Source organism: Pseudomonas fluorescens HK44, from assembly GCF_000217955.3.
Taxonomy (GTDB): Bacteria; Pseudomonadota; Gammaproteobacteria; order Pseudomonadales; family Pseudomonadaceae; genus Aquipseudomonas; species Aquipseudomonas fluorescens_AQ.
Genome location: NZ_AFOY02000015.1, coordinates 1570305 through 1592842 on the forward strand (window position 1 = coordinate 1570305; position 22538 = coordinate 1592842).

General features: G+C 58.2%; 21 protein-coding genes, 1 tRNA gene and 1 pseudogene. 6 read left to right on the forward strand and 17 right to left on the reverse strand.

Features of this window, described 5'->3' with window-relative positions; genetic code table 11:
* Positions 1–10: 10 nt before the first annotated feature.
* The 8 genes from tcuB to dapA all read right to left on the reverse strand — a co-directional run bounded on the left by tcuB (position 11) and on the right by dapA (position 7973).
* Positions 11–1168 carry a tricarballylate utilization 4Fe-4S protein TcuB gene (tcuB, locus tag HK44_RS20015; protein ID WP_019692522.1) on the reverse strand — a complete coding sequence of 386 codons (1158 nt, stop codon included), beginning with the start codon at positions 1166–1168 and terminating at the stop codon, positions 11–13.
* Entirely contained in the window at positions 1155–2609 is a 1455-nt protein-coding gene (gene tcuA, locus HK44_RS20020; RefSeq protein WP_019692523.1) for an FAD-dependent tricarballylate dehydrogenase TcuA, read from the reverse strand. The genes tcuB and tcuA overlap by 14 nt, the downstream gene beginning before the upstream one ends.
* 244 nt (positions 2610–2853) lie before the next feature.
* Positions 2854–3783 carry a LysR family transcriptional regulator gene (locus HK44_RS20025; RefSeq protein ID WP_019692524.1) on the reverse strand — a complete coding sequence of 310 codons (930 nt, stop codon included), beginning with the start codon at positions 3781–3783 and terminating at the stop codon, positions 2854–2856.
* Between the two features lie 502 nt (positions 3784–4285).
* Positions 4286–4375 (reverse strand) — tRNA-Ser (locus tag HK44_RS20030).
* Between the two features lie 84 nt (positions 4376–4459).
* On the reverse strand, positions 4460–5170 hold the full coding sequence (purC, locus tag HK44_RS20035; protein ID WP_019692525.1) for a phosphoribosylaminoimidazolesuccinocarboxamide synthase: 711 nt from the start codon (positions 5168–5170) through the stop codon (positions 4460–4462).
* Between the two features lie 28 nt (positions 5171–5198).
* Complete coding sequence (locus HK44_RS20040) at positions 5199–5957, reverse strand: MBL fold metallo-hydrolase (RefSeq protein ID WP_019692526.1); 759 nt, start codon at positions 5955–5957, stop codon at positions 5199–5201.
* 4 nt (positions 5958–5961) lie between these two features.
* The gene (gene bamC, locus HK44_RS20045) at positions 5962–7077 is read right to left on the reverse strand and encodes an outer membrane protein assembly factor BamC (protein WP_019692527.1); all 1116 of its coding nucleotides are present in this window, start codon (positions 7075–7077) and stop codon (positions 5962–5964) included.
* Positions 7078–7094: 17 nt separating this feature from the next.
* The gene (gene dapA / locus HK44_RS20050) at positions 7095–7973 is read right to left on the reverse strand and encodes a 4-hydroxy-tetrahydrodipicolinate synthase (protein ID WP_019692528.1); all 879 of its coding nucleotides are present in this window, start codon (positions 7971–7973) and stop codon (positions 7095–7097) included.
* Between the two features lie 329 nt (positions 7974–8302).
* On the opposite strand from dapA, the gene HK44_RS20055 reads away from it, so the two are divergent.
* Entirely contained in the window at positions 8303–8863 is a 561-nt protein-coding gene (locus tag HK44_RS20055) for a glycine cleavage system protein R (RefSeq protein ID WP_019692529.1), read from the forward strand.
* 10 nt (positions 8864–8873) lie between these two features.
* Positions 8874–9347 carry a peroxiredoxin gene (locus HK44_RS20060; RefSeq protein WP_019692530.1) on the forward strand — a complete coding sequence of 158 codons (474 nt, stop codon included), beginning with the start codon at positions 8874–8876 and terminating at the stop codon, positions 9345–9347.
* Between the two features lie 296 nt (positions 9348–9643).
* On the opposite strand, the pseudogene HK44_RS20065 reads toward HK44_RS20060, so the two are convergent.
* The 3 genes and pseudogenes from HK44_RS20065 to HK44_RS20075 form a co-directional block, all read right to left on the reverse strand.
* Positions 9644–10669: pseudogene (locus tag HK44_RS20065) on the reverse strand (IS110 family transposase).
* A gap of 169 nt (positions 10670–10838) precedes the next feature.
* Complete coding sequence (locus HK44_RS20070; RefSeq protein ID WP_019692531.1) at positions 10839–11909, reverse strand: AI-2E family transporter; 1071 nt, start codon at positions 11907–11909, stop codon at positions 10839–10841.
* A gap of 30 nt (positions 11910–11939) precedes the next feature.
* The gene (locus HK44_RS20075) at positions 11940–12179 is read right to left on the reverse strand and encodes a sulfurtransferase TusA family protein (RefSeq protein ID WP_019692532.1); all 240 of its coding nucleotides are present in this window, start codon (positions 12177–12179) and stop codon (positions 11940–11942) included.
* Between the two features lie 97 nt (positions 12180–12276).
* On the opposite strand from HK44_RS20075, the gene HK44_RS20080 reads away from it, so the two are divergent.
* The gene (locus tag HK44_RS20080) at positions 12277–13710 is read left to right on the forward strand and encodes a M48 family metalloprotease (RefSeq protein ID WP_019692533.1); all 1434 of its coding nucleotides are present in this window, start codon (positions 12277–12279) and stop codon (positions 13708–13710) included.
* A gap of 63 nt (positions 13711–13773) precedes the next feature.
* On the opposite strand, the gene HK44_RS20085 is transcribed toward HK44_RS20080, so the two are convergent.
* From HK44_RS20085 to rpoE, 4 genes are all read right to left on the reverse strand, one after another.
* Positions 13774–15201 (reverse strand): DegQ family serine endoprotease, encoded by a 1428-nt coding sequence (locus tag HK44_RS20085; RefSeq protein WP_019692534.1) that lies wholly within the window; start codon positions 15199–15201, stop codon positions 13774–13776.
* 248 nt (positions 15202–15449) lie between these two features.
* Positions 15450–16409 carry a MucB/RseB C-terminal domain-containing protein gene (locus HK44_RS20090; RefSeq protein WP_019692535.1) on the reverse strand — a complete coding sequence of 320 codons (960 nt, stop codon included), beginning with the start codon at positions 16407–16409 and terminating at the stop codon, positions 15450–15452.
* An 8-nt stretch (positions 16410–16417) separates the two neighbouring features.
* A complete protein-coding gene (locus tag HK44_RS20095) occupies positions 16418–17005 on the reverse strand; it encodes a sigma-E factor negative regulatory protein (RefSeq protein WP_019692536.1) in 588 nt (195 codons plus the stop codon).
* A gap of 31 nt (positions 17006–17036) precedes the next feature.
* Positions 17037–17618, reverse strand: coding sequence for an RNA polymerase sigma factor RpoE (gene rpoE, locus HK44_RS20100; protein WP_019692537.1), 582 nt, complete (start codon positions 17616–17618; stop codon positions 17037–17039).
* Positions 17619–18175: 557 nt separating this feature from the next.
* Between rpoE and nadB the strand changes: the two genes are divergently transcribed.
* Positions 18176–19792, forward strand: coding sequence for an L-aspartate oxidase (gene nadB / locus HK44_RS20105; RefSeq protein ID WP_019692538.1), 1617 nt, complete (start codon positions 18176–18178; stop codon positions 19790–19792).
* Here nadB and HK44_RS20110 read toward each other — a convergent pair.
* Together HK44_RS20110 and HK44_RS20115 are read right to left on the reverse strand one after the other, a co-directional pair.
* Complete coding sequence (locus HK44_RS20110) at positions 19761–20213, reverse strand: protein YgfX (protein ID WP_019692539.1); 453 nt, start codon at positions 20211–20213, stop codon at positions 19761–19763. The two genes, nadB and HK44_RS20110, sit on opposite strands and share 32 nt — an antisense overlap.
* Positions 20197–20451: a succinate dehydrogenase assembly factor 2 gene (locus HK44_RS20115; RefSeq protein ID WP_019692540.1), complete on the reverse strand. Its 255-nt coding sequence runs from the start codon at positions 20449–20451 to the stop codon at positions 20197–20199. The genes HK44_RS20110 and HK44_RS20115 overlap by 17 nt, the downstream gene beginning before the upstream one ends.
* Positions 20452–20600: 149 nt before the next feature.
* Here HK44_RS20115 and HK44_RS20120 point away from each other — a divergent pair, with 149 nt between their 5' ends.
* Both HK44_RS20120 and HK44_RS20125 read left to right on the forward strand, forming a co-directional pair.
* A complete protein-coding gene (locus HK44_RS20120) occupies positions 20601–21542 on the forward strand; it encodes a YgfZ/GcvT domain-containing protein (protein WP_019692541.1) in 942 nt (313 codons plus the stop codon).
* A gap of 36 nt (positions 21543–21578) precedes the next feature.
* Positions 21579–22400, forward strand: a complete 822-nt coding sequence (locus HK44_RS20125; protein WP_019692542.1) for an HDOD domain-containing protein — start codon at positions 21579–21581, stop codon at positions 22398–22400.
* Positions 22401–22538 lie beyond the last annotated feature (138 nt).

Consider the following 22538-nt stretch of genomic DNA (forward strand, 5'->3'; position numbering starts at 1 on the left):
GTCGTGACGGTCAGTCACTGCCGGCGTTGATCGGGTTGGGTAGACGTTTTTCGATGGAGTACTTGAGTAGCGCGGCGCCACGGAAGATACCGTGGGCGAATTTGCTGTAGGGCATGGTCAGAAAGAACGCCATAACCAGTCCCAGGTGGATTGCCAGCAGCAGGCCCAAGGCGCTGGTCTCGCGCAAAGCGAGCAACGCCAGACCGCTGGAACTGACCAGCAACAGCAGTGCAATGAATCCGCGATCCATGGGTTTCTGGTTCTCATCGCCCTGTTCCGGGTTGCGACGCAGATTCATCCATAGCAATCCGGCCGACCCCACCAACAGGCCGGCACCACCGAAGATTCCGAGCATCACCGGCAGACTGAAGATGGGGTATGGGGCAGACCAGTCGAGAAGGAAGTGATAGAGCGTGGCCACAGCCGTGGCAGCGAAGCACAGCATGAAGCCGTAGAAGGTGAAGTGGTGGAAGCGACGGCGCCATAGAGTGAATTTGTCATCGTCGTTGTTGCAGCCTTCTCCGTGGCCGCCATCCAGATACTTGAGCTGTGCGACATTGGCTGTGGCTTCCAGGGCGGCAGAGGTTTTCAGTGGTAGCGGCGCGTCGACAGGTGAGACGTTACGCCAGAAGCGTCGTACTCCGATTGTCAGGGCCAGTACCGCAAAGCCGAACACTGCGCCAAACATCAGGGCCAGTGTGTTGTGCGGGAAAACACTGTAGAAATTGCCACCCGGTATGGCCGTGAACAGGTTACCCATAACCATCAGGGTCAAGCACAGAAACAATGCCAACCCGCCGCCTGAAGCCAGAGCCAGGGTTAGGCCGTTACGTTGGTAAAGCTTACCCAACGGCTGCGGCCAAACGTATTCGACGTAAGTGTTCAGACGCACCTTGGCCATTGCTTTAGGCACATTGACTGCAAACTCATGGGGCGCTGCGTACTGGCACGCCGAGAGGCAAGCGCCGCAGTTGTGGCATAGGTTCGCCAGGTAATGGATGTCCGCCTGCGTGAACTCCAGACGCCGAGTCATGGCCGGAAACACCGCGCAGAAGCCTTCGCAATAGCGACAGGCATTGCAGATAGTCATCTGCCGCTCAACTTCACTTTCCTCCAGATTAAGGACAGGGATCAGTTGGCTGGACGCTTGGGGATCAAACAGTTGCATGTCGAGATTCCGATATCACAGTAGAAGGGCCGAAACCCACCGAGGCCGCCGCCTGAACGCCAGCGATACGCCCGAAAGCGGTGCCTATGGCCATGCCGATGCCGGCGGTGTACCCCTTGCCCAGCACGTTACCCGCCATCATTTCTCCGGCGACAAACAGATTCGGACTGGCTTTACCTTTGAAGTGCACAGCAGCAGTTTCGTCGGTGGCCAAGCCCAGGTAGGTGAAGGTCACACCAGGTTTAAGCGGATAGCCATAAAACGGCGGATTGACCAAAGGCCGTGCCCAGTGTGTCTTGGCCGGTGTCAGGCCTTCGGTGTGGCAGTCGTCCAGGGCGGTGTGGTCGAAAGTCCCGACCTTACAGGCACCGTTGTAGCTTTCGATGGTTTGCATGAACTGCGTTTCTGGCAAATCCAAAAGACGCGCGAGCTCTTGCAGTGAGTTGGCCTTGGTCCCAGGGAAAACCGGCGGCATGAAGCGGCCGATCGCCTGCTGGTCGATGATCGAATACGCCTGCTGGTTGGGTTGCCCAGCCACCAACCGACCCCAGATCGCATAGCGCTTGGGCCAGAAATCTTCGCCTTCGTCGTAGAAACGCTCGCCGTCGCGGTTGACCACCACGCCCAGCGACACGCAGTCGATGCGGGTGCAGATCCCACCGTCGTAAAGCGGCGCCCGGGCATCGATGGCGACCATGTGCGCCTGTGTCGGATCGCCTATGACGTCAGCGCCGAGATCCAGCATGCGGCGCAGCAACACCCCGGTATTGAAACGCGTGCCACGGATCAGAAAATTATCCGACGGCCATTCGCCGCGTTCGTTTTGGCCCCAGGCCTCGCGCAGCCATTCACGGTTGGATTCGAAGCCACCAGCTGCCAGCACGCAAGAGCGGGCTTCGACGCGTTCGGCAGGCAGATGCTGTCCGTCGACCTCGCGCTCGCCGATGTGTGCGGCGACAAATTTTCCATCGCTCAGCTCGATATCGGTTACTTGAGCGTTGTAGTGAATCTTGACGCCTAGGCGTTCAGCGCTGCGAAAGTACGCATTGACCAGCGCCTTGCCTCCGCCCATGAAGAACGCATTGGTGCGCGCTACATGCAGCGCGCCGGACAGCGGCGGCTGGAAATGCACGCCGTGGGATCGCATCCAGTCGCGACACGAGGAAGAGGCGCGAATGGCAATGCGTGCCAATTTTTCATTGGTGATGCCGCCGGTAACTTTGAGCAAGTCCTGCCAATATTCTTCTTCCGGATACGCGTCGACCAGCACATCCTGCGGCGCATCATGCATGCAGCGTAGGTTGCGTGTGTGTTGTGAGTTACCGCCGCGCCAGGCCTTTGGCGAGCCTTCCAGCAACATCACGCTGGCACCGGCTTCTCGCGCCATCAGCGCCGCGCACAAGGCCGCGTTACCGCCACCTATTACCAAAACATCGACCATCGTCTCTCCTCAATTCGCAAGCAGACGGGAACGAGTTGCTGCTGGCGAGTGGGCGAACAGTAGTGCGACGTTCAAGGGGGCGAAAGGCGAGTTTGTACATGGGGGCTTTAGTTTTACTAAAGGGGGGCGAAGTGAGCTTTCTTCGGTCAGCGGCCCCCTTGATCGCAACGGTATGCGAGGCGACCAACTGGTGAGTGGGCGGCATTGCCTGTAAGGCATACGTCCGCCGATAGTGTTCTAAGTCTCAAACCTCCTGAATCAAACGCGCTCCGGGCCACTGGCAATCATTGACCAATTGTCGCACTACATCGGTTATCACGACCCGCGTCGCCAGAGCAGCGGGAGACAGTTCGTCGTCAGCAAGCGTCGCCAGCAAATTCCTACGCCCAACGTGCGCATCTGCGATCTGTACCAGCGACAGTCCCGATGCCCCCTCTAATGCGGCGGCGGCACCTGGTTGAATCGTCGCAGCGTGCCCGGCCCGTACCGCGTTCATTAGTATGACCAGCCCGTCTACCTCCATGATGATGTTAGGCGTCATGCCCGAGCGCTCAAAAGCGGTCATCAGCGTCGCACGCAATCCATGTTGGGAGCTGGGCATCACCAAAGGCAGTTGACCAAGATCTGCCAGTTGCACGCTGTCGCCGCGTGGTGCGCCGGGTAGTTCTCGGGAAGCAATCACGAATAGTTTTTCGTCCAGCAGCGGCGTCACGCTCCAGCGCTTGCCTCCTTCGAGTTGAAACAGGATTGCCAGATCGATTTGCCGCGCATTGAGCTGCGCCGCGAGGTGCCCGGACAGCATCTCCACCAAGTGCAGTTGGATGTCTGGGTAACGCTCGCGCATTGCATTAATCAACGGCAGCGCTAGAACCGTGGCAGTGGTGGGTGGCAGACCAACACTGACGTATCCACTCATGCGCCCGCGATGGGCCGCCAGGATCGCGTTCTCCGCCTGGCGTAAGGTCAGCTGGGCATGGTGCAGGAAGGCGAACCCGGCGCTGGTCGGAGTCACGCCAGTGCTGGTACGGTTTAGCAGGCGAGTCGACAGTTCACTCTCAAGCTTGCCGATCTGTTGGCTTAGCGCTGAGACGCCGACGTCCAGCTCCAATGCAGCACGGCCAAGGCTGCCATGCTCAACGATCTTCACGAAATAGCGCAGTTGCTTGAGTTCCAAGGGGAAGCGACTCCGGACGAAGGATAAACGAGTAGTCTACCTTTTGTCTGAACTGCGTGTCGGCCATCGGCTTGGTGATTACCGATAGGTCGGCTTTTTCCTTTGTCTGTTGGCGCCGACACCGAATTGACCTACGTGCCGACGCAAGACTGACCCAACTCCAATCGGCAGAAATCCAGCACAGGAAATGGTTCGCGAGGAATCAGACTGGGTCAGTGGCATCTCGGTAACTGGGTCAATTCAGCGTCGGCGCCAACAGACAATCGCTGGCAAGCGTTCGTACGTTGGTGTCGGTCAGATGATGATCCCGATTACAACGATGCGAGTCAGATCGATCGACGGATCGCTGCTGGACTGCACCGCTTAGAAACTGTCGGAAAATCAGCCTTTGGTCGAAAAACACTGAGCAATCCAGGGTATGGGCCAAAGTATGGGCTGGGATTTTTTTCAGAAACACAGAAACGAAAAAGCCCTGAATAATCAGGGCTTTAACGTATAGGTATGGCGGAGAGATAGGGATTCGAACCCTAGGTACCGGTGAAGGTACAACGGATTTCGAATCCGTCCCATTCGGCCACTCTGGCATCTCTCCAACGGCGCGCATCATAACAGCACATTCACCGGAAGCGAACCCCCTAAGTGAAATTTTTTCCGTGCTATCAGATGCTTGCGTCGATTACAGCGGTACGCCGAGGCGCTTGGCGACTTCTTCGTAAGCTTCGATGACGTCACCGAGGCCCTGACGGAAGCGGTCCTTGTCCATTTTCTTGCCGGTGGCCTTGTCCCACAGACGGCAGCCGTCCGGGCTGAACTCGTCACCGAGGACGATTTCACCGTGGAACACGCCGAATTCGAGTTTGAAGTCGACCAGCAGCAGGCCTGCGTCGTCGAACAGCTTGCTCAGGACTTCGTTGACCTTGAGCGACAGTTCTTTCATGCGAACCAGTTGCTCGGCCTTGCCCCAACCGAACGCCACGACGTGGGATTCGTTGATGAACGGGTCGCCCTTGGCGTCGTCCTTCAGGAACAGTTCGAAGGTGTACGGGTTGAGCTTCATGCCCTCTTCGACGCCCAGACGCTTGACCAGGCTGCCAGCGGCGTAGTTACGCACGACGCACTCGACCGGGATCATGTCGAGCTTCTTCACCAGGCACTCGTTGTCGCCCAGCAGTTTGTCGAATTGGGTCGGCACGCCGGCTTCTTCGAGTTTTTGCATGATGAAGGCATTGAACTTGTTGTTCACCATGCCCTTGCGGTCGAGCTGCTCGATGCGCTTGCCGTCGAACGCCGAGGTGTCGTTGCGAAACAGCAGGATCAAGCGGTCAGCGTCGTCGGTCTTGTAAACCGATTTGGCTTTGCCGCGGTAGAGTTCTTCACGTTTTTCCATGATGGGCTCCGCTTGCTAAGTAGATGGGCTAGGCGATATGTCGCCAGTCGAGCCCTGAATCTTGATCGGCCAATTGCAGCCAGTCCGGGTCGCACCCGAGGGTGTCGACAAAACATTGCCGGGCCAGCTGCGGCAGGTTGTTCTTGCTGCTCAGATGGGCCAGTACCAGGTGTTGCAGGTCCTGCCAGCCCAACTCGGCCACCAGGTTTGCGGCCTGATGGTTGTTCAAATGTCCCAGTTCACCGCCTACCCGCTGCTTGAGAAAGTACGGGTAGTGACCGCGGGCCAGCAGGTCGCGGCAGTGATTGGACTCGATCATCAATGCATCGAGATCCCGATAACCGTCCAGCACCGTGGCGCAGTACGAACCGAGGTCGGTCAGCAGGCCGAAACGCCGCGAACCGTCACTGAAGACGTATTGCGTCGGTTCCTGCGCATCGTGGGCCACGGCAACGACGCCGATACTCAGCCCGCCGATCTGTAACTGATCACCACCGGCGACAAAGCCTGCCGGCTCAACCGGCTTGCGCATCCCGCGCAGGGTGCCGCGACTCAGGTAGACAGGAAGATTGTAGCGCCGAGACAGCAAACCCACGCCATGCACGTGGTCGGCATGTTCGTGGGTCACCAGTATCGCGTTCAACTGCGTCGGGCTTACCCCCAGGCGCAGCAGGCGTTTTTCGGTTTCGCGCAAGGAGAAACCACAATCGACCAGGACGTACGTGTCATCACTGGCTATCAGCGTGCCATTCCCTTGGCTACCACTGCCGAGAACGGCAAAACGCATTTGATCAGCCCAGGTTGTCCTGAATCACGCCCAACACTTTGCGCGCCACTTCAGCCGGCGCAACGGTGTTGATGTTCTTCTCGACGGTCACTTGTACGTTCTCGCCAATCTTGCTCAGGCGAACCTGATAACGCTCGGCACGGGCTTCAACTTCTTCCTTGCTCGGCGCGCTGCCGAACAGGTTGCTGAAGAAACCTGGCTTCTCGTTTTTCTTCTCGGCTTTTTCGGAAAGGTTGATGTAGTACAGGCCCAGGCTGCGGTTGATGTCTTCAACACGCCATTCACCCTTTTCCAACGCACGCCCTACGCTCGACCAGGCGCGGTCAAGGTCGGTACCGACGTTGAGCACCGGGTTACCGCTGCCGTCTTCAGTCAGGCTGACACGGTTTGGCGTATCGAAATCACGCGAAGCGAGCATCGAGACCGAACCGCCCTTCTCCGACGTGCGGCTCATGCTGGCGAGCATGTCGTCGATCAGCGCAGCGTCCAGGCCGGTGTTGACCGAACGGTTGGTGAACGCGACATCGGCGGAGCTACCGGCAGGACGCTCGGCGCTGACCACATAGACTTCACTGGTGTTGCGCTGCACGCCTGGCTCGATGCGCACCCGCACGCGAGTCTGGCTGTCAGAACCAACGCCGGTGCTGCTCAGGCGCTTGGCCATCGTCGCGGAAAGCTCGTCAGGACGCTGCCAGGCCGTGGTGAACTCGCCGGTTTGCGGGCGCTGTTGATCCAGACGGAAGCCGTTGTCCTGGAAGAACTGCACAGCCACTGGCCAGACTTCAGCCGGTGGATGCTGGGCCATGACCCAACGCGAATCGCCGCTTTTTTGCAGACTGTAATCGCTGGCATCGGCAATCGCCGACAACGGCTGCGGACGAGGAACGATGTATTCGCCCTTGAACGTGTCATCGGCGACGTTGCGCGGAATCGGCAGCAACGGGTCCAGGCGCTTGGAGGTATGGACATCTGGCGGCAGTTGCATCGGTGCAGTCTGTTGCGCTTCCAGGTAATCGCTACCACGGTCACGGAAGTAACCTTCCGGGCCCCAGATCCATCCACAGCCACTGGTGCTGGAGATAATCAAGGCAAGTGCGGAAAGTCCGGCCATTCGCTTCATGCGTTGTACTTCCTCAATTAAACCAATACGCCGGACTGGCGCATGGCCAGTCGCAGCGGTTCGTGACAGGCTTCGCTGAGCCAGGTGAGCGGCAGACGGATACCGTCCGGCATCAAGCCCATTTCATGCAGCGCCCATTTCACGGGGATAGGGTTGGATTCAATAAACAGGGTTTTATTGAGCGGCATCAGCTTTTCGTGGATCGCGCGGGCTTTCTCGGCATCACCGTTCAAGGCAGCGATGCATAGATCGCTCATGTCACGCGGCGCAACGTTGGCGGTTACCGAGATATTGCCTTTGCCGCCCAGCAGGATCAGCTCGACTGCGGTGGCGTCGTCGCCGGAAAGCACCAGGAAGTCCTTGCTGACGCCATCCAGGATGGCCTTGGCGCGCGCAAGATCGCCCGTGGCTTCCTTGATGCCGATGATGTTCTTCACGGTCGACAGGCGGATGACCGTCTCGGCCTGCATGTCGCACGCAGTACGACCCGGCACGTTGTAGAGGATCTGCGGAATGTCGACAGCTTCGGCGATGGTCTTGAAATGCAGGTACAGGCCTTCTTGCGTCGGCTTGTTGTAGTACGGCGTTACCAGCAGGCACGCATCGGCGCCAGCGGTCTTCGCATTGGTGGTCAGTTCGATCGCTTCGCGCGTCGAATTGGCGCCTGTACCGGCGATCACCGGAATACGACCGTTGACCTGCTTGACCACGCGACGAATCACTTCGATGTGTTCGTTCACGTCAAGGGTCGCAGACTCACCTGTGGTGCCGACCGCCACAATGGCGTGGGTGCCGTTTTGCAGGTGAAAGTCCACCAGTTTGCTCAGGCTGTCCCAATCAAGACGACCCTGTGCATCCATGGGTGTGACCAGTGCCACCATACTGCCCGCAATCATGCAACCGCTCCTGCCGGAAAAAGAGAACGGTAATGGTACTGGCGCCAAGATGCTTGTACAAGCGAAGTACTGCGCTCGCGCCATTCCCCTGAGCGCCGGTTTTCGCTACCCTTCAGACTTTGATCAGTACCGACAGGCTCGTACGCCGGGTTCCAGCCTCCACTTTCGGCCTCACAAGCCCTGATCCTGCGTTGCCGCCTACCCGATCTCGCCTCACTGGAGCTCGTCGCAACCATCTGGCTCGGGCTTTTTGATTTCGCATCCGGACGCCCACCCCGACGAATCGGCCCTTGATAAGTACCGACCGCTCATCGCTTTAGGAATGCTGCATGTCCACCCCCACAGTTCGCGAACAATTCCTTGTCATCAGTGCCCTCGGCGCCAACCCCATGGAGCTGACTAACGTCCTGTGCCGCGCCAGCCATGAAAACCGCTGTGCCGTGGTCACCTCTCGCCTGACCCGTCATGGCGAGTGCAGTGCGTTGGTCCTCGAGATTTCCGGTAGCTGGGATGCGCTGGCGCGCCTTGAAGGCAGCCTGTCGAGCCTCGCCAAAAAGCACGCCTTCACGGTCAACGTGGTCCGCAGCGCGGCGCTGGAGAACCGTCCACAGGCCCTGCCGTATGTCGCCTATGTCAGCTCGGCTTACCGCTCGGACATCATCAACGAGCTGTGCCAGTTCTTCATGGACCACAACGTCGAGCTGGAAAACCTGACCTGCGACACGTATCAGGCGCCGCAAACCGGCGGCACCATGCTCAACGCCACGTTTACCGTGACGCTACCGGCCGGCGTGCAGATCAGCTGGCTGCGCGATCAGTTCCTGGATTTCGCCGACGCGCTGAACCTGGACGCGCTGATCGAACCGTGGCGCCCACAGAACCCAATGTAAGGAAGCTCCCATGGCCGTTGCTATCGACCAACCTGTCGCCGACTTCGAAGCGCCTGCCACCAGCGGGCAGACCGTCAGCCTCGCGGCCCTCAAGGGCAAACAAGTGGTGATCTACTTCTATCCCAAGGACAGCACGCCGGGTTGCACCACCGAAGGTCAGGGCTTTCGCGACCAGTATGCACAGTTCACCGCCGCCAACACCGAAGTGTTCGGCGTGTCGCGTGACAGCCTGAAATCCCACGAGAACTTCAAGTGCAAACAGGAGTTCCCGTTCGAGCTGATCAGCGACAAGGACGAAACCATCTGTCAGTTGTTCGACGTGATCAAGCTGAAAAAGCTCTATGGCAAGGAATACATGGGGGTTGATCGCAGCACTTTCCTGATCGACCAGAACGGCGTGCTGCGTCAGGAATGGCGTGGCGTGAAAGTGCCTGGGCATGTTGACGCGGTATTGGCTGCGGCCCAAACGCTGAACGAGGCCTGATTATTTCGGCGCCTGTCCGGACCTCATCGCGAGCAGGCTCGCTCCCACATCTATGGTTACCCCCTTTTCTGCAATACTGTTTTTGATGCGTGTTTGGCTTGCTTTCATCTATCCGGCGTCTGTGTGGGGTGGCAACCCCGCGCCTCGATGAGAATCGATGCCTAACGATCCTAATTATTCGAACGGCCTTTCAGCCGTGTGGGAGCTCAGGGTTGTCGTCAGGCCGGTTAGCCGTTCACGTCATCTGTTATCCAGCATCGCAAAACCAGGTGGGTGGTGCTCGGGTGACAGCAGGGTCAGGCGTTCATCGCGGTTGGCCCTGCATCAAATTCAGTGTGGTGGGCCAGCAATCGCCCAGGCGATCCTTGCCAGCTTGTTGGCCAGCGCGCAGACCACATGGTTGGAGTGATGGTGGGCCAATAGCTGCCGGACCCAGTCCGCCAGCCAGCCTTTCTGTCGGTCCAGTTGCATCAGGTAAACACGGGCACATTGGACAAGCAGGCGCCGCTGGTTGCGATCACCTCGCTTGCTGATGCCCAGCAGGACGGTCTTGCCGCCCGTAGAATGCTGTTTGGGTATCAGCCCGATTGAGGCCGAATAGCCTCGGCCGCATTTGAACTGCTTGCCATCGCCCAATTCGGCAGCCAGGACGCTGGAGGTGATCGGGCCTACGCAGGGCATGGTCATCAAACGAGCCGCCAGATCATCTTCGGCGGCCTGGCATTCCACTTCCTTGTCCAGCGTCTTGATCTGCCCATCCAGATAGGTGAAGTGCTCCTGCAACCTCGTCAGAAGTTTTTTGATGGGCACAGGAATTGAACTCGCTTCAAGCCGAGCGGGCAGTTCTTTGATGGGCTTGAAGCCTGTGGCCAGACTGACGCCGACCTCCAAAAGCGCTGCGTGAATCCGATTGACGGTCGCGGTGCGCTCTTTGATGAACGAATCGCGTGTCGAGTTGAGCATGGCCAGCAGCTGCTGAGCCTGGGTTTTGGGGTGTACAAAGCGCATTGTTGGACGAGTCGCCGCCTCGCAGATCGCTCGGCATCAGCGAAGTCGTTTTTGTTGCTTTTCACGTAAGGGCGTACGAGATGCGGGGCAATGAGCTTGGGCGTATGTCCCAGCTTCGCGACCTCCTGCGCCATGAAGTGGGCTCCGCCGCAGGCTTCCATCACAACGGTGCAGGGTTCGAGATTCATCAGGTGCTGCATGAGCGCCGCACGAGTAAACTTTTTGCGGTAAAGCTCATGACCACGATCATCTTGCGCGTGTAGATGGAAAGAGTGTTTTCCCAGATCGATGGCGGCAATAGCTACTTTGTTCATGGCAACGGTCTCCGATGAGCCCCCTGCGAAAGCTTAGTGGGCGATCACAGGGGGCGGCGGGGGTAGCCATTTCATTATTAGATCGTGTATGTCTGAGTAACTCGGTCAACTGTGGGAGCGAGCCTGCTCGCGATGAGGTCCTCTGCCCCGCTGAAGAATCAGCTGACAGTTAAAGCAGCGGCGCGACAATCGGCTCCTTGCGCGGCCAGGCATCCAGCACGGCCTTGAACAGGGTGGCCAGCGGAATCGCGAAAAACACGCCCCAGAACCCCCACAGCCCGCCAAACAACAGCACTGCGCAAATGATCGCCACCGGGTGCAGATTGACCGCCCCCGAAAACAGCAGTGGCACCAGCACATTGCCGTCCAGCACCTGAATGATCCCGTAGACCGCCATCAAGTAGATGAACTGATCGCTCCAGCCCCACTGGAACAAGGCAATCAACAGCACCGGCACGGTCACCACCACTGCCCCGACATACGGCACCACCACCGAAACGCCGACCAGCAGTGCCAGCAGTGCCGCGTAATTGAGCCCCAGGGCAACGAAGCCGATGTAGGTCGCCCCGCCGCAGATGACCATTTCCATGACCTTGCCGCGAATGTAATTGGCGATCTGCCGGTTCATTTCTTCGGCAACGCGGGTGATCAGTGCACGCTCACGTGGCAGATACCCACGGACCCACTGCCCGATCATCGCCCGGTCCTTGAGGAAGAAAAACACCAGAATCGGCACCAGCACCAGATAGATCATGATGTTCACCAGCAATGGCAAGCTGGACAGCGAGAACGTCAACGCCCACTGACCGAACTTGCCAATCTCGCCACGCGCCACCTCAATGGCCTGCAGCACCTGTTGATCGGACACCAGATGCGGGTAACGCTTGGGCAGCAATAGCAGCAATGACTGCCATTTGGCGAGCATGCCTGGCAGTTCGTTGAACAAGGTAATCAGTTGATGCCAAAGCAACGGCAGCACCACGACCAGAAATAACAGCAACATGCCCATGAACAACGCGAACACCAGTCCCACCGCGGCAGCACCGGGCAAATGCAGGCGCTCAAGGGTGCTGACCAAACCTTGCATCAGATACGCCAGCACCATCCCCGCCAATACCGGCGCGAGCATTCCACCCAGAGTCAGGACCGCCGTGAAGGCCAGAAAGAGCAGCACGGCCAGCACCACGGCCTCCTCATCGGAGAAGTAGCGCTGAATCCAGTCGCGTAACACTTTGAACATCAATATTCCTTAACAATGAACGCCGAACACTCAGGCTTTTTTCAGCCAGTAGCGAAAAACACCAGCCTCGTCTTCTTCATGAAGCAGCGTATGACCGGCCAAACGGGCAAAGGTGCGAAAATCGCGTTGCGAGCCGGCATCAGTGGCGATCACCTTGAGTACCGCGCCGCTGGGCAGGCGATTGAGTTCCAGCTTGGCCTTGAGCAACGGCAATGGACAGTTCAACCCGCTGGCGTCCAGTTCGGCGTCATGCTCTACAGCGTCGGTCATTGCTTCACTCCAGATAGGTGCTTGAGTGGTCTAGAATATCTGGTCGCAACGCATGTGTCCGGCTACAGTAAGGTCTTTGTCGACTAAGGCTTCGTGCATGACTTTTCTGCGCCCCACCCTGCTGACGCTCGCTTGCCTGCTAGCCTCACCAGGCTTTGCCGACGACCTGCCGTCACTTGGCGATGCCAGTTCTGCCATCGTATCGCCACAGCAGGAATACCAGCTGGGCCGCGCATGGCTAGCGATGCTGCGCAGCCAGGTGTCACAACTCAACGACCCACTGCTCAAGGACTACGTCGAAACCAGCGTCTATAAACTGGTGGAAACCAGCCAGGTCAATGACCGGCGCCTGGAGTTCATTCTGATCAACAGCCCGCAACTCAACGCCTTCGCCGCACCCGGCGGGATTGTCGGGGTCAACGGCGGCCTGTTTCTGAATGCCCAGACCGAAAGCGAATACGCTTCGGTACTCGCCCATGAATTGGCTCACGTGTCGCAACGCCACTTTGCTCGCGGCGTCGAAGCGTCGCAACGTATGCAAATCCCGATGATGGCCGCTCTACTCGGCGGGATCATCGTGGCCGCGGCTGGCGCCGGAGACGCCGGTATCGCCGCCATCGCCAGCACCCAGGCAGCGGCCATTCAAGAACAACTACGCTTCTCCCGGGAGAAGGAGCAAGAGGCCGACCGTATCGGTATGCTCAATCTCGAGAAAGCCGGTTACGACCCGCGCTCGATGCCGACCATGTTCGAACGTCTGATGCGCCAGTACCGTTTCAATGCCAAACCGCCCGAATTTCTGCTGACTCACCCAGTCACCGAATCGCGGATCGCCGACACCCGCAACCGCGCCGAGCAGTTCAAACCGGGCGGCAAGGAAGACAGCCTGACGTATCAACTGATTCGCGCACGCGTCCAGTTATTCTATGAAGACAGTCCAGGTCTTGCCGCTAAACGCTTTCGCGCCCAACTCGATGAAAACCCGAAAAGCGATGTGGCTCGTTATGGCCTGGCTATCGCCCAGATCAAGGGCAGCCTGTTCAACGACGCCCGCGAGAACCTCAAGCAGTTACTGGCCAAGTCGCCTGATGAAATCATCTACAACCTGGCGCAAGTCGATCTGGATATCGCCAACAATCGCCTGCCGGATGCACAGACGCGGGTCGACCGGATGCTCGTGCAGTACCCGCGCAACTATCCGCTGAATCAGGTGCGGGTCGACTTGTTGCTCAAGCAGAACCGCCCGTCTGACGCAGAGAAAGCCCTTGAGGCCCTGCTCAAGAACCGCCCGAACGATCCGGACGTCTGGTACATGGTGGCCGAGACTCGCGGCCTGTCCGGCAACATCATTGGCCTGCATCAAGCCCGCGCCGAGTACTTCGCACTGATCGGCGACTACCGCCAGGCGATCCAGCAACTGGACTTCGCCAAACGTCGCGCAGGCACCAACTTCCCGCTGTCGTCACGCATCGATGCGCGTCAACGGGAACTGATGGAGCAAGAGCGCCTGGTCAAGGACATGATGGGCTGAGGTTTCTTTGCCCCATAAAAAAACGCCTCTTTCGAGGCGTTTTTTATTCAGTGACCAACCGGTTTACTCGGCCAGTTTGAAGGTAATGAAGCTGGCACGCCCTTGACGCAAGACCCGCATCGATACCGAGCGGTTCTTTGGCAGCGCCTGGGCGATTTCCGTGAACTCCTTGGCAGAACCAATCGCCTGATTGTTCAAGTGAGTAATCACGTCGCCCGGTTGCAGACCGATCAGGGCGGCAGGACCTTCCTGAACGTCCTTGATCACCACGCCACCCTTGAGGTCGAAGGCTTTTTTCTGCTCATCGCTCAAATCGGCCACGGATACACCCAGTCGATTGCTGCTGCGCTCGACACCAGGCTTGGCAAGGGCATCAAGCTCTTTGCCTTCCTCTGGAATCGCGCCAACCGTCAGATCGACATTTTTACGCTTGCCGTCACGAATCACTTCAAGCTTGGCTTTCTCACCTGCCTTGAGCGCACCCACCAGATGCGGCAGGTCTGCTGACATGATGATCGGCTGACCGTTCATGCTCAGGATCACGTCACCTACCTGCAAACCACCCTTGGCAGCCGGACCGCCATCCTGGATCTGAGCCACCAGCGCACCGGCCGGCTTCTCCAGACCGAAGGACTCGGCGAGATCCTTGCTCACTTCCTGAATGACCACACCCAACCAGCCTCGGCTGACTTTCCCGCCACTTTTCAGCTGATTGGAAACATCCATGGCAACATCGATCGGGATCGCGAACGACACGCCCATGAAACCACCGGAACGGGTGTAGATCTGCGAGTTGATCCCTACCACTTCGCCCGCCAGGTTGAACAGCGGACCACCCGAGTTACCCGGGTTGATCGGCACGTCGGTCTGGATGAACGGCACATAGTTTTCGTTCGGCAGGCTGCGACCAATGGCACTGACGATGCCCTGGGTCACCGTGTGGTCAAAACCAAACGGCGAACCGATGGCAACAACCCACTGCCCGGCTTTCAGATCCTGGGATTTACCCAATTTGAGCACCGGCAGGCCTTTGCCCTCGACCTTCAGCAACGCCACATCGGAACGTGGGTCAGTGCCGATCAACTTGGCTTTCAACTCACTGCGATCGGCAAGACGCACGATGATTTCATCAGCATCGGCGATCACATGGTTGTTGGTCAGAATGTAGCCATCAGGCGAGATGATGAACCCTGAACCCAGGGATTGCGCTTCACGCTGGCGACCACGAGGCGCACGCTGCTGTGGCGGCATGCCACGCTCGAGAAACTCGCGCAGCGCCGGCGGCAAACCTTCCAGGTCCGGAACATCCTGATTGGAGACCTTACGGTCCGGCAATTTTTGCGTGGTACTGATGTTCACTACCGCAGGCGAGGCTTGCTCGACCAACTGCGTGAAGTCAGGCAGCTCGGCCGCCTGGGCACTGACGGCCTGACCGAGTACTAATACAGCGGCAAAAATGGAGAGGTAGGATTTCAAACGTGGTATCGACATACGGCTCCCGTTACGACGAGCATGGTTAAGCGATATGGAGCAAGGAATACCGGGAAACATACACCGGTACTTTTGTTCCGGGAACAACAAACAAGGCCAGAGCCGTGGGGCTCTGACCTATAGAAAATTTTTGGGGATTTTGCAAATAGAAATGCTCACCAAACATTTCAACATCTCAATTGTGGAGTGGACAATTGCTGACCTCTTTCACAACCAACCGACTGCCCGATGAGCGTCATCGGATCAGCTCACTGCTTGGCCGCAGTGGTATTGGCACGCATGGAGAGTGCAATGCGCTCAGCGGTGCCGATCGGAATTTCGCCGACTACAGTGACCATCATCTCGCCTTCAGGCGTGGTCAGACGTCGCGAAACCGCAACGGTCGGGCCTAACTGAGTACGTGTATCGGTAACCACCGCGCCATTGAGCGGCTCCAGGAACACCGAAAAACGCGCCAGGCCATCGTCATACATCAAGCTGCTGATCTGGACCTTGGTCTGCGGATCCTGGCGTGCACTACTGCTGCTGAGCTCGAAGCCAGGTGGCAACCAGTCGGAATGCCATACCTGAGCGGTTTTCACCGCTAATGCCTTGTCGCTGTCGAGCGCCACAGCCTTGCACTCGGAAGTGGCTTGCAGATCACGCTCAGTCGGCATGTCAGCCGTATCCAGTCGAGTAAACTGGAAACGCTCCAGCAACTGCCCCTTGTCATTCAACAGCAATGATTTCAACGGCAAGCCGGTTTCGCGGTCCAGGTGCAATTCAAAGCCATAACGATGCTGATCACGCGGCGTCAATGAAACGATGACCGCCGGGCGCCCAGCCACGCGCGACTTGCCGATGACGGCAAGGTCATACCAATTCTTGAGCTTTTGTGGATCGAGCGCACGACCAGAAGAGTCGGGAGTATCCCCCAGCCCCGCCACCAGGCTGCCGCTGACGCATTGAGTATGCCCATCAATACGTACGACTTCCTGAGCAGAACCGTCAAGCTGAAGCAAACGCTCGCGGACTTTGCCATCCTGGACGCGGTGCCAGATGTTGTGGGTAGAAAAACTACCGTTACGCTCGTAGACGAAAGTGCCTTGGAAGCTTTGCTGTTGTTCGGCCTGGCCCAGGCGGGTCAACCAGTCCTGAGCCTCATCGGCATAGGCTGGGACAACAAACCAGCCAGTCACCAGCAGCGTAAGTAGAGGGATGGCGCGCATGATCCTCCTTAACGGTTTTCCATGCTTGCCGCACGAGCGTAAGGCAGAGCACTTTCAGTGCCTTTCAGTGCAGCTTGTTGAGCATGTTGGCGCAAGTAGCCTGGCAGACGTTGATCATGCCAGCCCGGCTGACCTTGCAATACGCCGTTGGCCATAGGACCAGTGGCTTGCGAACTCTCATTGTAGCCTGCCAAAACGGCTGGGCCTTTTACTTGAGGAACGGCCAGAGCCGGTTGAGTGGAATGCTGGGCCAATTCGACACCGGCGATCTCATCCTGGTTGTACAGACGCACTCCCGCCAGAACAGCAAGGGTCACCGATGCAGCCACAGCCAGACGACCCACAGTACGCCACGGACCACGAGTGGCCTTGACCGGTACGGCTTCGTCAGCCAGGGCAGCAGAAACGGCCGAAGCAATATCCAGACGAGGGATCAGCAGGTCCTTGTGCATGACTGCACGAGCGACTTGGTAACGGGCCCAGGTCTCGCGGGTTTCAACATCGTCAAAGGCATTTAATACCCGACGCAATTCCAGTTCGTCCGCTTCGTTATCCATCACTGCGGACAGCGATTCCTGCAGGGCTTCACGACTCATGGCGGTTCCTCTCTTGGCTGTCGCCGCTGTCTCAGCTTTCCTGCAACAACGGCTGCAGGGCTTTATCGATGGCTTCCCGAGCGCGGAAAATCCGGGAGCGCACGGTACCCACCGGACACTGCATGACGCTCGCAATGTCCTCGTAACTCAGACCATCGAATTCACGTAAAGTTAATGCCGTACGTAAATCTTCTGGCAATTGCTGGATGGTTCGATGGACGGTGCCTTCGATCTCATCACGCAGCAATGCACGCTCCGGCGATTCGAGATCCTTGAGGCCATGATCGCCATCGTAGAACTCTGCATCCTCTGAACTGACATCGCTATCCGGCGGCCGACGGCCGCGTGAAACCAGATAGTTTTTCGCCGTGTTGATGGCGATTCGGTAAAGCCATGTATAAAACGCGCTGTCGCCGCGAAAATTTCCAAGTGCACGGTAGGCCTTGATAAAGGCTTCCTGTGCGACATCCTGGGCTTCATGGGTGTCGTGCACGAAACGCACGATCAACCCGAGAATTTTGTGCTGGTATTTCAGCACTAGCAGATCGAAAGCGCGCTTGTCGCCGCGTTGAACGCGCTCGACCAGCTGCTGATCCTCTTCCTGGGTTAGCATGAACACTCCTCGATAAGCTCAGAGGAGGCTTGCATAACTAATCGATCAGGCTTGCAAACATAGACTCGGGCTTTTCGCAAAAGTTCTCCCCCTCCAAGCAAGTTTCCTGCGCGCTCTGATTTGGCACACACGAAAGACGCAGCACAGGCTGAGCCGGCTACGCGAATAATCTTTTCGTCGAATCCACCCGCAATGACCAAAACACAAATCCTGCGTGAAGCCGACGCTGCTCCTTGTTTCAGGCAACCTTCTATTGAGCTTGAGCGCTTGGCAAAGTTCCCAACCTTTATAGTCATGCGAAACGAATAATGTATGACCACGCGGCGAAAAACAGCACTTCATCGGCGATCAGGCTGCCTTATCGTCGATCCCGCGTGCAAATCGCCCTACACAGCCATCTGTCTTTTCCGTCACAGTAGTTTCACATTGCCACGTAGGCCCGACTATTGTGCCGATCCACCCCTCTATATACTAGTGCACTGTGTGGCTGTCTCGACTCGCCGATTCAGGTGTCTTGCGCCAACCCCGACCCGGGTCGCTTTGAGCGGAATCCTGAAATGAGCCAACAGTTTCAACATGATGTTCTGGTGATTGGCAGCGGCGCTGCCGGTTTGAGTCTGGCACTGACCTTGCCCGATCATTTGCACATTGCCGTACTGAGCAAAGGCAACCTCGCCAACGGTTCGACCTACTGGGCCCAGGGCGGTGTCGCTGCCGTACTGGATGACACCGATACCGTTGAATCCCACGTCGATGACACCCTCAACGCTGGCGGAGGTCTGTGCCACAAGGACGCCGTGCGTTTTACCGTCGAGCATAGCCGCGAAGCCATTCAATGGTTGATCGATCAGGGCGTGCCATTCACCCGCGATGAACAGTCCCGCACTGAAGACGGCGGTTTCGAGTTTCATTTGACCCGCGAGGGCGGCCACAGTCATCGACGTATTATTCATGCCGCCGACGCCACAGGCGCCGCGATTTTCAATACGTTGCTTGATCAAGCTCGGCAACGACCGAACATCGAGTTGCTGGAGCAACGGGTCGCCGTTGATCTGATCACCGAAAAGCGCCTGGGCCTGGAAGGTGATCGCTGCCTTGGTGCCTACGTGCTCAATCGCGGCACCGGTGAAGTCGATACCTATGGTGCGCGGTTCGTGATCCTCGCCTCCGGCGGTGCCGCGAAAGTCTATCTCTACACCAGCAACCCCGACGGTGCTTGCGGCGACGGCATTGCGATGGCCTGGCGCTCGGGCTGCCGGGTGGCGAATCTGGAGTTCAACCAGTTCCACCCCACCTGCCTCTACCACCCACAAGCCAAAAGCTTCCTGATTACCGAAGCCCTGCGTGGTGAAGGCGCACATTTGAAGCTGCCGAACGGCGAACGCTTCATGCAGCGCTTTGACCCTCGCGCCGAACTGGCGCCACGGGACATCGTCGCCCGGGCAATCGACCATGAAATGAAGCGCCTGGGTATCGACTGCGTCTATCTGGACATCAGCCACAAACCTGCATCTTTCATCAAGTCGCACTTCCCGACGGTGTACGAACGCTGCCTGGAATTTTCCATCGACATCACCAAGCAGCCGATCCCGGTGGTCCCGGCCGCGCATTACACCTGCGGCGGCGTCATGGTCGACCAACACGGCCGCACCGACGTGCCTGGCCTGTATGCAATTGGCGAAACCAGCTTCACCGGCCTGCACGGTGCCAACCGCATGGCCAGCAATTCGCTGCTGGAATGCTTCGTTTATGCCCGTTCGGCGGCGGCCGACATTCTTGAACAACTGCCTGAAGTCGCGATTCCGAGCGCCCTGCCCGCCTGGGACGCCAGCCAGGTCACCGACTCCGACGAAGACGTGATCATTGCGCACAACTGGGACGAGCTTCGGCGGTTCATGTGGGACTACGTGGGCATCGTGCGCACCAACAAGCGCCTGCAACGCGCCCAGCATCGCGTGCGCCTGCTGCTGGACGAGATCGACGAGTTCTATAGCAACTACAAGGTCAGCCGGGATTTGATCGAACTGCGCAACCTGGCTCAGGTGGCCGAACTGATGATTCGCTCAGCCATGGAGCGCAAGGAAAGTCGTGGCCTGCATTACACCCTCGATTACCCGAACATGCTGCCAGAAGCGCTGGACACTATTCTGGTGCCGCCCACCTACGCCGACTGAACTTGAGCCGGACCCGCAGGCGTCGGTGAACATCCGTCGCCTGCGCATCGCGCGGCACACAGATCGCCCGGACCCGCCGTTCGCCTTTCAGACGAAAACGCAACACGACGACCAACGGTAGCGCCAGGCTGTCCGGACATAATTGCACGGATTGCCAACCCGATAGCCGATTCCACAACTGCCAACCATCAGCGTCCCGACGCAAACCGCGAAATGCCTGCGGGTGCGTCAGCAGAATCTGTCGCGGCAACACCCAAAAACCGTGAGCCACGCACAGCGCAATGCCGAGCAAACTGGCCCATAGCGGTATAGAGAGCAGCAATAGCGAACCCAGCGCGAGCAGCTGGGCGAGAAGATAAGCCGCCAGCAATTGCCGTGAGGCATGCCAGCGGCACTCAAACGGGTTACTTGGGTTGGACACGGTCCAGAATCATGCGAACCATGCGCTGCAGCTCAGGGTCTTCCGATTCGGCGCGTTCCATGAACCAGCCGAACATGTCCTGATCTTCGCATTCGAGCAGTTTGCGATAGCACTCGCGATCAACATCGTTGAGGTGCGGATAGACCTCTTTGACAAACGGCACGAGCAACACGTCAAGCTCGAGCATGCCGCGGCGGCTGTGCCAGTAGAGGCGGTTCAGTTCAACATCTTCGACCATGGAGCGCTCCTCAAATAGAGCGCAAGTATACAGCCCCTATCCGTGTCGAACAGTCGGCTTTGGTCGGGCACCCTCGATCCTTTGTGAACTACCCATTTCAAGGGCGCCCCCTTATGATGTCCTCCAGACTCTTTACCCTGCGATGACCCATGGCCGATTCTGCTTTTTTCTGCACCTTGTCCCATGAAGGCGTGCTCGCCGTTCGCGGCTCCGACGCCAGCAAGTTCCTTCAGGGGCAATTGACCTGCAACCTCAATTACCTGAGCGACACCCAGGCCAGCCTTGGTGCACGCTGCACCCAGAAAGGCCGCATGCAGTCGAGTTTTCGCATCCTGCTGGAAGGTGACGGGGTGCTGTTGGCGATGGCCAGCGAGTTGCTGGAGCCACAACTGGCGGACCTGAAAAAGTACGCGGTGTTCTCCAAATCCAGATTGACCGACGAAAGCGCTGCCTGGATTCGCTTTGGCCTGCAGCACGCAGAAGCCGTCCTGTCCGGCCTGGGCCTGGCACTTCCCCGGGAAGACGGCACCGTTGCCCGCGCAGGCGGCTTGATTGCCATTCGTGTGTCATCCGATCGCGTCGAACTCTGGGCGGCGGCCAGTCAGGCCGACACCTTGCGCAACACGCTGGGCGCACTGCTGCCTGAAGGCAATCTGAACCAGTGGCTGCTCGGGCAGATCCGCGCCGGCATCGGCCAGGTGATGCCGCAAACCCGCGAGCTGTTCATACCGCAAATGCTCAATCTGCAAGCGGTGGGCGGCGTGAGCTTCAAGAAAGGTTGCTACACCGGCCAGGAAATCGTCGCGCGCATGCAGTACCTGGGCAAACTCAAGCGTCGGTTGTATCGCCTGCAACTCGACACCGCCGAACTGCCCGAGCCTGGCACTGCACTGTTTTCCCCAACCCACGGCAGTTCCATTGGTGAAGTGGTGATCGCCGCGCACGCCGAACAGAACATCGAGCTGTTGGCGGTGCTGCAAGCCGAAGCCGCGGATAGCGGCGACGTGCACCTTGGCGCCCTGGAGGGCCCGGCCCTGCACCTGCTTGACCTGCCTTACCCACTGGATCGTGACCTTGAGATCCAGCGTTAATTGCAGCATTTTTTTGCAATACCCTAGAGAAACTCAATGAGCGAGCTGGCGGAAAAGGTCCAACAGGATTTGGTTGAGGCCATCGATAACGATGACCTGGTTCTGCCAACGTTGCCGGAAGTGGCCTTGCAGATTCGCAAGGCTGCCGAAGACCCGGAAATCAGCGTCGCCACCCTGAGCAAAGTCATCGGCCGCGACACCGCGCTGTCCGCGTGCTTGATCAAGGTGGTCAACAGTCCGTTGCTGCGTGCCGCTCAGGAAGTGACCGATCTGCACACGGCAATCACCCGATTGGGCATCAATTACAGCAGCAACCTGGCTATCGGCCTGGTCATGGAACAGATTTTCCATGCCCGCTCCGACGTGGTGGAACAGAAGATGCGCGAAGTCTGGCGCAAAAGTCTGGAAATCGCCGGTGTCAGCTATGCGCTGTGCCGCACTCATACCCAATTGAAACCGGATCAGGCGGCCCTTGGCGGGCTGGTGCATCAGATCGGCGTGCTGCCGATTCTGACCTACGCCGAAGACCACTACGAGCTGCTGTCAGATCCGGTCAGCCTCAACCATGTGATCGAACACATTCATCCGCTGCTCGGTGACAAGCTGCTGCAGGTCTGGGAGTTTCCGGAAATGCTGGTGAAGCTGCCGGGGCTGTTTCTGGACCTCAAACGTCAGTCCGAACAGCTCGATTATGTCGACCTGGTGCAAATAGCCAGCCTGTATTGCCACAAGGACACCGATCATCCGCTGTCCAGAATCGATGTGCTCGGCGTGCCGGCGTTCAAAAAACTGGGGATTGATCCAGAGAACACGGCGATGTGCAGTGACCTGGAAGAGTCACGCTCGATGTTCTATTGATCGCTGCAGAGGGGCTTCTGTGGCGAGGGGGCTTGTCGGAACGCCGCACCGCCCTGTTCGGCTGCGAAGCAGTCGTAAAATCGGATGAGTCGTTGATTCAGATAAAACGCGGTAACCATTCTTGGGACCGCTTCGCGC

Coding starts and splice junctions, on each gene's coding strand:
- HK44_RS20060 (WP_019692530.1), top strand. CDS start 8,874: ATGGCCGTTGCTATCGACCAACCTGTCGCCGACTTCGAAGCGCCTGCC.
- dapA (WP_019692528.1), bottom strand. CDS start 7,973: ATGATTGCGGGCAGTATGGTGGCACTGGTCACACCCATGGATGCACAG.
- HK44_RS20070 (WP_019692531.1), bottom strand. CDS start 11,909: ATGTTCAAAGTGTTACGCGACTGGATTCAGCGCTACTTCTCCGATGAG.
- tcuB (WP_019692522.1), bottom strand. CDS start 1,168: ATGCAACTGTTTGATCCCCAAGCGTCCAGCCAACTGATCCCTGTCCTT.
- HK44_RS20090 (WP_019692535.1), bottom strand. CDS start 16,409: ATGCGCGCCATCCCTCTACTTACGCTGCTGGTGACTGGCTGGTTTGTT.
- HK44_RS20085 (WP_019692534.1), bottom strand. CDS start 15,201: ATGTCGATACCACGTTTGAAATCCTACCTCTCCATTTTTGCCGCTGTA.
- bamC (WP_019692527.1), bottom strand. CDS start 7,077: ATGAAGCGAATGGCCGGACTTTCCGCACTTGCCTTGATTATCTCCAGC.
- HK44_RS20075 (WP_019692532.1), bottom strand. CDS start 12,179: ATGACCGACGCTGTAGAGCATGACGCCGAACTGGACGCCAGCGGGTTG.
- HK44_RS20120 (WP_019692541.1), top strand. CDS start 20,601: ATGGCCGATTCTGCTTTTTTCTGCACCTTGTCCCATGAAGGCGTGCTC.
- HK44_RS20115 (WP_019692540.1), bottom strand. CDS start 20,451: ATGGTCGAAGATGTTGAACTGAACCGCCTCTACTGGCACAGCCGCCGC.
- rpoE (WP_019692537.1), bottom strand. CDS start 17,618: ATGCTAACCCAGGAAGAGGATCAGCAGCTGGTCGAGCGCGTTCAACGC.
- purC (WP_019692525.1), bottom strand. CDS start 5,170: ATGGAAAAACGTGAAGAACTCTACCGCGGCAAAGCCAAATCGGTTTAC.
- HK44_RS20040 (WP_019692526.1), bottom strand. CDS start 5,957: ATGCGTTTTGCCGTTCTCGGCAGTGGTAGCCAAGGGAATGGCACGCTG.
- nadB (WP_019692538.1), top strand. CDS start 18,176: ATGAGCCAACAGTTTCAACATGATGTTCTGGTGATTGGCAGCGGCGCT.
- HK44_RS20125 (WP_019692542.1), top strand. CDS start 21,579: ATGAGCGAGCTGGCGGAAAAGGTCCAACAGGATTTGGTTGAGGCCATC.
- HK44_RS20055 (WP_019692529.1), top strand. CDS start 8,303: ATGTCCACCCCCACAGTTCGCGAACAATTCCTTGTCATCAGTGCCCTC.
- HK44_RS20095 (WP_019692536.1), bottom strand. CDS start 17,005: ATGAGTCGTGAAGCCCTGCAGGAATCGCTGTCCGCAGTGATGGATAAC.
- HK44_RS20080 (WP_019692533.1), top strand. CDS start 12,277: ATGACTTTTCTGCGCCCCACCCTGCTGACGCTCGCTTGCCTGCTAGCC.
- tcuA (WP_019692523.1), bottom strand. CDS start 2,609: ATGGTCGATGTTTTGGTAATAGGTGGCGGTAACGCGGCCTTGTGCGCG.